Consider the following 11717-nt stretch of genomic DNA (forward strand, 5'->3'; position numbering starts at 1 on the left):
GGACTCCGGCGAGGTCGCGCGATGCTGGGCGTCAGGAGGGGGAGGGGTGGACGGTGGACTTCAGGGTGGCGTACTGCTCGAGGACCGCGGCACCGGAGCCGTCGGTCGGCGGGTCGAGGGTGGTCTCGATGCGCACCGGCCACTGCGGCGGTGCCTCACCACCGTCCAGCACCCAGGCGGCCTGTCGCGCGGCGCCGAGACCGACGTACTCACCGGGCTGGGGAACCGCGACCGGCACGCCGAAGAGCCCTGGCGCCACAGCCCGCACTGCCGCTGAGGCCGCGGCACCGCCGATGAGGACGACCCTCTCGACGGGCAGCCCGAGCCGGCGCACGTCGTCCACCCCCGCGACGAGATTGGCGAGCATGCCCTCGACGGCGGCCCGGGCGAGGTTCGACGGGGTCGCGTTGGTCCGGGTCATCCCGCCGAGGGTGCCCGTGGCGTCAGGCAGGTTCGGGCTGCGCTCCCCGTCGAGGTAGGGCAGCAGCGTGAGCCCACCCGCGCCGGGCTCACCCGCGAGGGCCAGGCGGTCGAGCCCCGCCAGGTCGGTCCCCAGGAGCTGCGCGGCCGCCGTGAGCACGCGGGCCGCGTTGAGGGTGGCCATGAGCGGCAGGTGGCCACCGGAGGCGCTCGCAAAGGACGCGATCAGCCCGTTCGGGTCGGCCACCGGCTGGCTGGCATCTGCGAAGACCGCCCCACTGGTCCCGAGCGACACCACGACGTCGCCGGGGCGCACCCCCAGCCCCAGCGCGGCGCCGGCGTTGTCTCCCGTGCCGGGGCCGACGACCATCCCGCCGGAGGTGCGGCCGGCGACGTCGTGCGGTCCCAGCACCCGCGGCACCCCGAAGGGTCGACCCAGGGCGAGGGTCTGCAGGTCGGGGAGGTAGGCGTTCTCGGTGCTGGAGAAGTACCCGGTGCCGGAGGCGTCGCCGCGGTCGGTGACGTACCCGTCGAACGCGTGGCCCTCCTTGAGGATCTGCGCCGTCAGCCAGTCGTGGGGGAGCACCACGTCGTGCACCCGGGCGGCGTTCTCGGGCTCGTGCTCGGCCAGCCAGCGCACCTTGGTGACGGTGAAGCTGGGCACCAGGGCGGACCCCGTGCGGCGGACCCACTCCTGCGGACCGCCCAGCTCCTCGGTCAGGTCGCGAGCCGCCTGAGCCGACCGGGTGTCGTTCCACAGCAGCGCATCGCGAACCACCTCGCCCGACTCGTCGAGCGCACACATCCCGTGCTGCTGGCCGCCGACGGCGATGGCCGCGACGCCGTCCAGCAGGCCGTCCGCGGTGGCCGCCCTGAATGCCTCCCACCAGCGGTCGGGGTGCACCGCGGTCCCGTCGGGGTGCGGCGCGCGACCGGTGCGCAGGATCTCGCCCGTGCCGGCGTCGCAGACCACGACCTTCGTCGACTGGGTGGAGGAGTCGACCCCGGCGACGAGGGTGCGTGGGGCGTCGCTCATGAGCCTCCGACCGTGTCGCGCCACCGTTTCAGCGTCGCCCGCGCTCCCAGCACGTGCAGCTGCTCGAGCGCCTCGGTGTAGGCGCTGGCGAAGCGCTCGTCGTCGGCGAGCCCGCCGAACAGGTCACGGTCCCTGATGAACGCGAGCGGGTCGTCCCCCTGGGCCGCGGCCGCGGCCATGACGCGGTCCTTCAGCCGGTCCACCACCTCGATGGGGTTGCCCTGCTCGTCGGTGCCCTCGGCATACCTCGCCCACGAGGCGACCACGAGGGCCGAGAGCCCGACCTCGCCACCGCTGCGCAGGTTGGCCTGGATGACGGGCACCAGCCACTTCGGTATGCGGTCGCTGGACTCCGCGCACAGGCGGGCGAGCGTGTCCCTCACCTCGGGGTTGGCGAACCGCTCCACCAGCTGGCGGCGGTAGGCGTCGAGGTCGACCCCGGGAACGTCGGGGAGGGTGGGGCTGCCCTCACGCTCCATGTAGGAGAGCAGGAAGTCGGCGAACAGCGGGTCCTGGCAGACCTCGTGGGCGTAGCGGTAGCCCGCGAGGTAGCCGAGGTAGCACAGCGCCTGGTGGCTGGCGTTGAGCAGCCGCAGCTTCATCAGCTCGTACGGGACCACGTCGTCGACGACCTGCACCCCGGCCGACTCGAACGGGGGCCGCCCCGCCGCGCCGAAACGGTCCTCGAGCACCCACTGCGTGAACGGCTCGCAGACCACGGGCCAGCCGTCCTGCACCCCGAACTCGGCGGCCAGCGCCTCGGTGTCAGCGGTCGAGGTCACCGGGGTGATCCGGTCGACCATGCTGTTGGGGAAGGCGACCTCCGCCTCCATCCAGTCAGCCAGCGCCGGGTCCTTAAGCCGCGCGAACGCGCAGATCATCGCCTTGGCGACGTCGCCGTTGTCGGGCAGGTTGTCGCAGCTCATGATGGTGAAGGGGGCGCGGCCGTCGCGGCGGCGCCGGTCAAGCCCCGCCACGATGAACCCGAAGACCGTCGTGGGTCCGTCGCCGCCGGCGAAGTCCGCAGCCAGGTCGGCCCGGATCGAGGCGTCGCCCGCGTCGAACTCACCGGTCACCTGGTTGACGAGGTAGCCACCCTCGGTGATGGTCAGCGACACGATCCGCGTCTGCTCGTCGGCGAGCCGGTCGACCACCGCCGCCGGGTCGTCGGGGGCGAACATCACCTCGACGACGGACCCGATGACCCGCGGCTCGCGCCGACCGTCGGGGTGCTTGACCACCAGGGTGTAGAGCCCGTCCTGCGCCCGCAGGGTGTCGATGATCCGGCGGTCGTGGGGGAGGGCCCCCACCCCGCACAGCCCCCAGTCCAGTGCCGCGCCGTCGTTCATCAGGGCATCGAGGTACATCGCCTCGTGGGCGCGGTGGAAGCCGCCCACCCCGAAGTGGACGATGCTCGCGGTGACCTCAGACCGGTCGTATGCCGGCCGGCCGACGCGCGCGTCCAGGTCGCCGAGCGTGGTGGTGGACAGGGGGATCGCTGGGGCCCCCGTCACTTCACCGCGCCCATCGACAGACCTTGGACGAGCTTGTCCTGCGCCGCGAACCCGGCCGCGAGCACGGGCAGGGAGACGACGAACGACGCCGCACATACCTTCGCGAGGAACAGGCCCTGGCTGGTCACGAACCCAGTCAAGAACACCGGGGCCGTTCCCGCCACCGTGCTGGTCAGGACGCGGGCCAGGAGGAGCTCGTTCCAGCTGAAGATGAAGCAGATGAGTGCTGCGGAGGCGATGCCCGGGCTGACGACCGGCGCGACGATGTCCTTGAGCGTCCGCGTCAGTGACGCCCCGTCGACGGACGCGGCCTCAAGCATCTCGACCGGGACCTCGGCGAGGAACGAGCGCAGCATCCACACGGCGATCGGGAGGTTCATCGACGTGTAGAGCAGGATCAGCCACCAGATGTTGTCGAGCAGCCCGACCTTCTGGGCGAAGAGGTAGAGGGGCAGGATGCCGGCGACGATCGGGAGCATCTTGGTCGAGAGGAAGAAGAACAGGACGTCGGTCCACTTCTTCACGGGCCGGATCGACAGGGCGTAGGCCGCGGGGAACGCCAGCAGCAGCACCAGGATCGTCGACAGCACGCTCGCCGTGAGTGAGTTGAGCAAGGGGGGCCACGGGCCGGCGTCGAAGAACGACCGGTAGCCGTCGAGCGACAGGGGTGCGAAGAAGTCGGGTGGGTTCTTGGCCGCGTCGTTCTCGCTGTGCAGGGACGTGAGGATCATCCACAGCACCGGCAGGGCGAACAGCACGCCCACGACCCACGCAGCGGCGGAGAGGAGCACCCCGCTGCGTGGTGGCTTGGCGTGGTTGATCTCCTGCGTCGGCCCGGACCCACGGGCGGTGCCAGTGGGGGTGCCGCTGGTCTCGGGCTCGGCTGCGGTGCTCATCAGGAGTCCTCCCTGAACAGGCTGAATGCGGTGCGCAACGCTGCGGTCGCGATGATGATGGTGCCGATGACCACGACGACGCCCGCGGCCGAGGCCCGGCCGTAGTCCTGGGCGGTGTAGAAGGTCTGGTAGATGAAGTACGGCAGGTTCGCCGTGCCCAGACCACCTGACGTGATCGTGAAGACGTGGTCGAAGTTCTGCACCACGTAGATCGCTCCCAGCAGACCGGAGAGCTCGATGTACTGCCGGAGGTGGGGCAACGTCATGTTCGTGAAGATCTGCCACGAGCTCGCCCCGTCGATGCGGGCGGCCTCGACGACGTCCAGCGGCCGGCTCTGCAGGCCCGCGAGCAGGATCAGCATCATGAACGGCGTCCACTGCCAGACCAGCGCGGCGATGATCGCCCCCAGCGGGTTGTTGGTGATCCAGTCGGGCTGGGGTGCGCTGTCGCCGAAGAGCGTCTTGAGCAGTCCGTTGAACAGGCCGTACTCGGGGTTGTAGAGGGCGTGCTTCCAGAGCAGTGCCGCGGCGACCGGAACGACGAGGAACGGCGTGATCATCATGGTGCGGACGATCCCCTGGCCACGGAACTTGCGGTCGAGCAGGAGCGCGATCCCCAGCCCCAGGACGAGGCAGATGAGCACCACCGACACGGTGAGCAGGATCGTGACGACCACCGCCTTGCGGGTGTTGGTGTCGGTGAAGACCCGCGCGAAGTTGTCCACGCCGGCGAACCCGCGCTCGTCGGGGTAGTAGGCGTTCCAGTTCATGAAGGAGATGACGATCGTCGCCACGAAGGGCAGCTGGGTCATCAGGATCGTGAAGACCAAGGCGGGCAGCAGAGGAGCCCGTCGGGCCCAGTCACCAGAGCGCTGGAGGGCCTTGCTCGGTGCCGGTGGTCGGGTCGGGGTGCTGGACCCGGTCCTGGTTTCGGTGGTCGATGACATCACTGCCCCCTTGCCTGGTAGCGCTCGGCGACGTCCGCGGCGAGCTCCTGTCCACGTTTGAGTGCCTCGTCCACGGACGTCTTGCCCGCGATGGCCGAGCTGACGTCCTGGCTGACCTGGGTGCCGAGGTCGGGGAACTCCGGGATGTCCACGAACTGGATCCCGATGGCGGGCCGTGGCTGCACGCCGGGGTTCTCCGGGTCGGCGGCCTCGATGGCGGCCTTGGTGGGCTCGGCGAACGCAGAGGACACCTTGAGGTAGTCCGGGTTCTCGTAGGTCGAGGCCCGCTTGCCGGCCGGCACACTGGTCCAGCCGATCTCGCGGCCCACGAGCTCCTCGTAGTCCTTGCCGCTGGCCCAGGAGATGAACTTCCAGGCGTTGTCCTTCTTGGTGCTGGCCTGCTGGATCGACCAGGACCACGCGTAGAGCCACCCGGCGGAGTCGGTCTTGACGACCGGCGCCGGCGCGTAGCCGAACTTGCCCTTGAACTGCGAGCCGTCGGCCTCGAGCGAGCCGGCCGCCGAGGTCGCGTCGTACCACATGGCGACGTTGCCCTGGACGAGGTTGTTGAGGCACTCGGTGAAGCCGGCCTGCGGCGCGCCCTTCTCACCGTGCGCCCGGACGAGGTCCACGTAGAACTTCACGGCCTGCGTGAACTCGGGTGAGCTGACCTTCGGCGTCCAGTCCTGGTCGAACCAGGTGCCGCCGAAGGTGTTGACCACGGTGGTGAGCGGGGCGAAGAGCTGACCCCAGCCGGGCTGCCCGCGCAGGCAGATGCCCTTCATGCCGGGCTCGGCCCCGTCGACCTTGGCCGCGATGTCGGCGACCTCCTGCCAGGTCGGCTTGGCCGGCATCGTGATGCCCTTGGCGTCGAGGACGTCCTTGCGGTACATCAGGAACGACGACTCTCCGTAGAACGGCTCGCCGTAGACCTTGCCCTCGCTGGACAGCGAGGTGGTCATCGGCTTCAGGATGTCGGCCTGGTCGAACTCCGTGTCGGAGGCGAGGTAGGAGTCCAGCGGGGCGATCCACTTGGCCTTGGCGTAGATGGGGATCTCGAAGTTGCTCAGCGAGGCGACGTCGTACTGGCCCGCCTGGCTCGAGAACTCCTGGCTGATCTTGTCGCGGACGTCGTTCTCCGGCAGCACCGTGAAGTTGACCTTGATCCCGGTCTCCTTCGTGAAGTTGTCGGCCGTGAGCTTCTGCAGGTCGACCATCTGGGGGTTGTTGACCATCAGCACGTTGATGCTGTCTGCGCCACCACCGCCGATCCCGCCCCCGCCCCAGCCGGCGCAGGCCGAGACGCTGAGGGCCAGGCCGGTGGTGGCGGTCACGACGACCACCCGTCCCGACTTCGAGTTGCGACTTCGCACCGCGTCCTCCTCCGTCGCCGGCCACGTCGTCGTGGGCGGCTCTGTGTTGACCTGCGCTCATATGAGCGGCATGATGCCCAAACGAGTAAGTCGAGTAAATCGGCGACTCGCGACGCTGTCAACGGGAAGGATGAGGACGTGTTAGCTGACGGCCCCGCCGAACTGGTCCTGCTGGCCGCCGTGGCGCGTCGTCACTACCTGCAGAACCAGTCCAAGGTCGAGATCGCCGACGAGCTCGGCATCAGCCGCTTCAAGGTGGCCCGCCTGCTCGAGGCGGCCCGCGACCGTGGTCTCGTCCGCATCGAGATCGTGCGCCAGGGCTCCCTCGACGTCGACGCTTCCGCTCGACTGCAGGAGCGCTTCGACCTGACCCATGCCGTGGTCGTCGACACCGCCGACGCCGACGCGTCCGCCGTGCTGGCCCTGCTTGGCCGCGCGGCCGCGGACCTGCTCACCGAGGTGCTGGAGCCCGGCGACGTGCTCGGGCTGCCGTGGTCCCGCAACGTCCACGCCCTCGTCGCCTCGCTCACCTCGCTGCCCCGGGTCGAGGTGGTCCAGCTGACGGGCGCGATCGCGCTCGAGGACTTCGACAGCAGTGCCGTCGACATCGTCCGGCGGGCCTCGCGCCTCGCCGGTAGCGCCGCCCACGTGTTCTATGCGCCCTTCGTCCTCGACACCAAGGCCAGCGCCGATGCGCTGCGGCGTCAGCCCGCGGTCGCCGAGGGGCTGGCACGGGCTGCCGCGGTGACGAAGGCCGTGGTCGGGATCGGCCAGTGGGCCGCCGGGTCGTCGACGATCCACGACCTGCTCACGCCCGCCGAGCGCGTGCAGCTGACGGAGCGTGGGGTCGTCGGCGAGCTGGCGGGCGTCTTCTTCGACGGAGCGGGAAAACCGTTGCGCCCCAAGGTTGCTGCGCGGCTGATCACCCTTGATCCGGACAACCTCCTCCGTATCCCCGAGGTGGTCGCGGTCGCCTCCGGCGCGAGCAAGGAGCGCGCCGTGCGGGCGGCTCTGGCGGGGCGTCTGGTCCACAGCCTGGTGTGCGACTCGTCGCTCGCCGAGGCCCTGCTGCGCCCCTGACGGCGGGCCTGCGCACGGCCCTCGCGGCGAGGAGCCGCGCGCTGGCGGATGAGGGCAATTCGTGCACGTCAGCATGGTCCGGACAAGAGCGACCTCTTGCGCGATCAGCACGCACCGGGCATAGTCGAGGGAATCATGTAAGCGCTTTCAACGACGAAAGGCAGCCGATGGCGTCCTCGCAAGACACCCGCTCCGGGGCGACGATCTACTCCGTCGCCGACCGTGCGAAGGTGTCGATCGCCACCGTCTCGAGGGTCCTGCAGGGGTCCCAGACGGTGTCCGAGGCGACCCGGGCCAAGGTGCTCACGGCTGTCGACGAGCTCAAGTACGTCCCCCTCTCCGCCGCCCGCAGCCTCGCCGTCCGGCGGCACGAGGCGCAGGGCCTGGTGCTGCCCGAGCTGTCGGGCCCCTACTACTCCGAGCTGCTGATGGGCTTCGAGTCGCGAGCGGCCGACCTCGGGCAGAGCGTCGTCCTCATGCTCGCCGAGGGCAAGAAGGACCTCACCCGCGCGGTGCGCAAGCTCGCCACCAGGGTGGACGGCCTGGCCATGCTCGGCTCCGCCGCGATCCCCGAGGAGGCCGTGACTGCCCTGCACGGCAGCAAGCCGGTCGTCCTCATCGCCGGTGACGCGCGCCCCGACCTCGACACGGTCAGCTCCGAGAACACCCACAGCGCCCACGAGATCACCGCGCACGTGCTCGGCCACGGCGCGCGCCGTGTCCTCTTCGCCGGCGACCCCGACTCCGGTCCCGACATCCGCGACCGGTATGCCGGGTTCGTCGCCGCCCACAAGGAGGCCCACCGCCGTGCCGCTGCACCGGTGCGGGTCGAGCTGCGCGAGAAGGACGGCACCGACCTGGCCGATCTCGTCCTGGACGGCCTGCTCAAGGCCGACGCCCTGGTGTGCGCCAACGACGAGCTGGCCCTGGCCGTGATGAAGCGGCTCCGTGAGGGCGGCCTGAGCGTCCCCCACGACGTCGCCGTCGTCGGCTGGGACGACGTGATGACCGCCCGGTACGTCGTGCCCGGACTGACCACCGTCCGTCAGCCCGTCCGCGAGCTGGGGGCGCTGGCCGCAGAACGGCTGAACGCCCGGATCACGGGTACCACGACCGAGAACAGCCCCCAGGTCATCGCCACCCAGGTCGTGATCCGTGCCTCCTGCGGCTGTCCGGCCACCACCCCGGCACGCGCCGCCCCACTGAACCCTCCCCCCGTCCCCTGAACCCTCCTCCCCGCCCCCTCCCCCCCGAAGGAAAGTGAGAACCCTGATGAGACGCACTCCCGCGCTCGCCGTGGCCACCTTGGCCATTGCGTCGCTCACCCTGACCGCATGCGGCCGCGACAGCGGCGGCAGCGCCAGCTCCGAGACCGCCAAGGACGTCGGCAGCGGCAAGGCGACCGGCACCATCACCGTGTGGGCCATGGGCGCCGAGGGGGAGAAGCTGCCCACCCTGGCCAAGGAGTTCGAGTCGGCCAACCCGGGCGTCAAGGTCAACGTGACCGCCATCCCGTGGGACTCGGCGCACGACAAGTTCGCGACCGCCATCACCGCCGGCACCACGCCGGACGCAGCCATGGTCGGCACCACCTGGATGGGTGAGTTCGCCGGGTTCGACGCCCTCGACCCCACCCCGTCGTCGATCGACAAGTCCGTCTTCTTCGAAGGCGCCCAGAAGACGACCGAGGTCGACGGGACGTCGTTCGGTGTCCCGTGGTACGTCGAGACCCGACTGGTGTTCTACCGCACCGACCTCGCCAAGAAGGCCGGCATCACCACCCCGCCGACCGACTGGGACGGTCTGAAGTCCATGGCAAAGGCCATGCAGGACAAGGCCGGCGCCAAGTACGGCATGGGCTTCCAGGCCGGAGGCCAGGGCTCGTGGCAGTCGATCATGCCCTTCGCCTGGTCCAACGACGCCAACCTCGCCAAGGACGGTGGCAAGGCCTACAACTTCGACGACCCGAAGATCCTCGAGGCCGTGAAGTACTACCAGAGCTACTTCACCGACGGCATCTCGGACAAGGCCGCCCCCAACACCCCGACGACCGAGCCGGACTTCAAGAGCGGCCGCGTGCCGATGTTCCTCTCGGGACCGTGGATGATGTCGGCCGTCGAGAAGGCCGGGGTCACCAAGGACCAGTACGACGTCATGCAGGTGCCGGCCAAGACCAAGAGCTCCTCGTTCGTCGGTGGCTCGAACCTCGTGGTGTTCAAGAAGGCCAAGAACCGCGACACCGCCTGGAAGTTCGTCCAGTGGCTCAGTGACCCCAAGACCCAGGTCAAGTGGTACCAGCAGTCGGCCGACCTCCCCTCGGTGAAGTCCGCCTGGGAGGACCCGTCGATCAGCGCCGACAAGAAGCTCGCCACCTTCGGCAAGCAGCTCGAGACCGCCCAGGCTCCGCCGACCTTCCCGACGTGGGAGCAGGTCGTGACCGGCTTCGACACCGAGATGGAGAAGGTCACCAAGCAGGGCGCCGACCCGGCGGCCGCACTGAAGACCGTGCAGCAGCAGGCCGAGTCGATCGGCACCGGTCAGTAACATGACCACCACCACCGAGGTGACCCCGGTCGGGGGGAAGGGCTCCACGAGCCCGACCCCCCGGCAGGGGCGCCGGCCGGGGAGTGCGAACCGACAGGGCGTCGCAGCGTGGATGCTCGCCCTCCCGTTCTGCCTGCTCTTCCTCGTCTTCACGGCGTGGCCGGTGCTTCAGTCGCTCTTCATGAGCTTCACGGACACCAAGTCGAAGGACCTGCGGACGCCGTTCTCGGTCAACGTGATCGGCATCGACAACTACACGCGGGCCTTCTCCGACCCGGTGTTCCGCAAGGCCGCCTTGAACACCGCCTACTTCGTGGTCATCGGCATGCCGCTCACCCTGTGCATCGCGATGGCAGCAGCCGTGGCGCTGGACAAGGGAATCACGCGGTTCCGGTCGACCTTCCGCCTCGGCTTCTACCTCCCCGTGATCACCTCGATCGTCGCCGTGGCCGTGGTCTGGCGCTTCCTGCTCCAGCAGGAGTTCGGCCTCATCAACACCGCGCTCGGCTGGGTGGGCGTCGACGGGCCCAACTGGCTCGGCGACCCGCACTGGTCGATGCCCGGTCTGATCCTCATGGCGTCATGGCGCAACTTCGGCACGGCGATGATCATCTTCCTCGCCGGACTGCAGGGCGTGCCGTGGTCCCTCCACGAGGCGGCCTCGATCGACGGCGCCAGCGCCTGGCAGCGGTTCCGCTTCATCACGATCCCGATGCTGCGCCCGACGTTGCTGTTCGTGTCTGTCACGACCGGCATCGGCTACCTGCAGTTCTTCGAGGAGCCGTTCGTCATGACCAACGGCGGGCCGCTCAACAGCACCATCTCGCTGTCCATGTACACGTACCAGCAGTTCGGGTTCGGCAACTACGGCTACGCGGCCTCGATGAGCTACATCATCTTCGTCGTCATCGCCGTCGTCACCGCGATCCAGTTCCGGCTGCTGCGCGAGAACACCTGAGGACTGAGGAAAAACCATGACTCGGACCCGCCCCAACTGGCTGCTCTACGCCGTCCTGACGGTCGTGCTGGTAGTCGTCGTCGCACCCTTCGTCTGGATGGTGCTCGGCAGCTTCAAGACGCAGGGCGAGCTGCTGCAGAACCCCCCGACGTGGTGGCCGCAGACCGCGACCCTGGACAACTACACCCAGCTGTTCTCCCGGCTGAACTTCAAGCAGTACTTCTTCAACAGCACCGTCGTGGCCGTCGCCGTCACGGCCGGCAACATGCTGTTCTGCTCGATGGTCGGCTACGCGTTGGCCATGCTCGACTTCCGGGGCAAGAAGGCCCTGTTCGTCGTCGTCATGGCCACACTGCTGATCCCCGGTGTCGTGACCTTCGTCCCGCTGTTCGTCCTCGTGACCAACATCGGCCTGACCAACAGTCTGCCGGGGCTGATCCTGCCCTTCCTGGTCACGCCGTTCGGGGTCTTCCTGATGCGGCAGTTCATCTCGGGCCTGCCGCGGGACCTGCTCGACGCCGGTCGGGTCGACGGTGCCGGAGAGTTCCGCATCTTCGCCCGGATCATCCTGCCGCTGTGCGGGCCGGCCCTCGCGACGCTCGGGATGCTCACGTTCCTCGGCAGCTGGAACAACTTCCTGTGGCCGCTGGTCGTGGCCCAGGAGGAGAGCAAGTTCACCCTGCCCGTCGCGCTCTCGCTCTATGCCAAGGGCCAGAACTCCACGGAGTACGGGCTGCTCCTCGCCGGGGCCACGGTCGTCATCGTCCCCATCCTCGCCTTGTTCCTCGTCCTCCAGCGACGAGTCATCGAAGGCATCGCCACCACCGGCATCAAGTGACCCAACCCGATTGGAGCCTCACCCACATGACCACCTCAGCTTCCCTCACCCCCTCGCGTCGCCAGCTCCTGGTCGGTGCGGGAGCCGTCGCCGCCGTGGGCCTCACGGCTC

Annotated in this window: 10 protein-coding genes; 5 read left to right on the forward strand and 5 right to left on the reverse strand. The window is 69.2% G+C overall.

The annotated features are described in order from the left end of the window. Positions 1–31: 31 nt before the first annotated feature. Genes AC1DV7_RS12630 through AC1DV7_RS12650 form a run of 5 tightly spaced genes read right to left on the reverse strand, consistent with a single transcriptional unit; the run spans position 32 to position 6084 of the window. Positions 32–1456 (reverse strand): xylulokinase, encoded by a 1425-nt coding sequence (locus tag AC1DV7_RS12630; protein WP_477597484.1) that lies wholly within the window; start codon positions 1454–1456, stop codon positions 32–34. Next, complete coding sequence (locus tag AC1DV7_RS12635; protein WP_477597485.1) at positions 1453–2970, reverse strand: mannitol dehydrogenase family protein; 1518 nt, start codon at positions 2968–2970, stop codon at positions 1453–1455. Before AC1DV7_RS12635 ends, AC1DV7_RS12630 begins: the two co-directional genes overlap by 4 nt. Then, entirely contained in the window at positions 2967–3866 is a 900-nt protein-coding gene (locus AC1DV7_RS12640; RefSeq protein ID WP_477597486.1) for a carbohydrate ABC transporter permease, read from the reverse strand. Before AC1DV7_RS12640 ends, AC1DV7_RS12635 begins: the two co-directional genes overlap by 4 nt. Next, positions 3866–4813, reverse strand: coding sequence for a carbohydrate ABC transporter permease (locus AC1DV7_RS12645; RefSeq protein ID WP_477597487.1), 948 nt, complete (start codon positions 4811–4813; stop codon positions 3866–3868). The genes AC1DV7_RS12640 and AC1DV7_RS12645 overlap by 1 nt, the downstream gene beginning before the upstream one ends. After that, positions 4813–6084 (reverse strand): ABC transporter substrate-binding protein, encoded by a 1272-nt coding sequence (locus AC1DV7_RS12650; protein WP_477597493.1) that lies wholly within the window; start codon positions 6082–6084, stop codon positions 4813–4815. Before AC1DV7_RS12650 ends, AC1DV7_RS12645 begins: the two co-directional genes overlap by 1 nt. Before the next feature lie 240 nt (positions 6085–6324). On the opposite strand from AC1DV7_RS12650, the gene AC1DV7_RS12655 reads away from it, so the two are divergent. The 5 genes from AC1DV7_RS12655 to AC1DV7_RS12675 all read left to right on the forward strand — a co-directional run bounded on the left by AC1DV7_RS12655 (position 6325) and on the right by AC1DV7_RS12675 (position 11606). Beyond that, positions 6325–7266, forward strand: a complete 942-nt coding sequence (locus AC1DV7_RS12655; protein WP_477597488.1) for a sugar-binding transcriptional regulator — start codon at positions 6325–6327, stop codon at positions 7264–7266. A gap of 167 nt (positions 7267–7433) precedes the next feature. After that, positions 7434–8492 (forward strand): LacI family DNA-binding transcriptional regulator, encoded by a 1059-nt coding sequence (locus tag AC1DV7_RS12660; RefSeq protein WP_477597489.1) that lies wholly within the window; start codon positions 7434–7436, stop codon positions 8490–8492. A 46-nt stretch (positions 8493–8538) separates the two neighbouring features. After that, complete coding sequence (locus tag AC1DV7_RS12665; protein WP_477597490.1) at positions 8539–9810, forward strand: sugar ABC transporter substrate-binding protein; 1272 nt, start codon at positions 8539–8541, stop codon at positions 9808–9810. 1 nt (position 9811) lies between these two features. Further along, a complete protein-coding gene (locus AC1DV7_RS12670) occupies positions 9812–10768 on the forward strand; it encodes a carbohydrate ABC transporter permease (RefSeq protein WP_477597491.1) in 957 nt (318 codons plus the stop codon). Positions 10769–10784: 16 nt separating this feature from the next. After that, positions 10785–11606 carry a carbohydrate ABC transporter permease gene (locus AC1DV7_RS12675; protein ID WP_477597492.1) on the forward strand — a complete coding sequence of 274 codons (822 nt, stop codon included), beginning with the start codon at positions 10785–10787 and terminating at the stop codon, positions 11604–11606. The last annotated feature ends 111 nt before the right edge of the window (positions 11607–11717 follow it).

It is taken from the genome of Pedococcus sp. P2_E4 (genome assembly GCF_056403935.1).

What these genes read in the sequence shown, in the direction of transcription:
- AC1DV7_RS12630 (WP_477597484.1), bottom strand. Translation starts at nt 1,456, where the DNA reads ATGAGCGACGCCCCACGCACCCTCGTCGCCGGGGTCGACTCCTCCACC.
- AC1DV7_RS12640 (WP_477597486.1), bottom strand. Translation starts at nt 3,866, where the DNA reads ATGAGCACCGCAGCCGAGCCCGAGACCAGCGGCACCCCCACTGGCACC.
- AC1DV7_RS12645 (WP_477597487.1), bottom strand. Translation starts at nt 4,813, where the DNA reads ATGTCATCGACCACCGAAACCAGGACCGGGTCCAGCACCCCGACCCGA.
- AC1DV7_RS12660 (WP_477597489.1), top strand. Translation starts at nt 7,434, where the DNA reads ATGGCGTCCTCGCAAGACACCCGCTCCGGGGCGACGATCTACTCCGTC.
- AC1DV7_RS12665 (WP_477597490.1), top strand. Translation starts at nt 8,539, where the DNA reads ATGAGACGCACTCCCGCGCTCGCCGTGGCCACCTTGGCCATTGCGTCG.
- AC1DV7_RS12670 (WP_477597491.1), top strand. Translation starts at nt 9,812, where the DNA reads ATGACCACCACCACCGAGGTGACCCCGGTCGGGGGGAAGGGCTCCACG.
- AC1DV7_RS12675 (WP_477597492.1), top strand. Translation starts at nt 10,785, where the DNA reads ATGACTCGGACCCGCCCCAACTGGCTGCTCTACGCCGTCCTGACGGTC.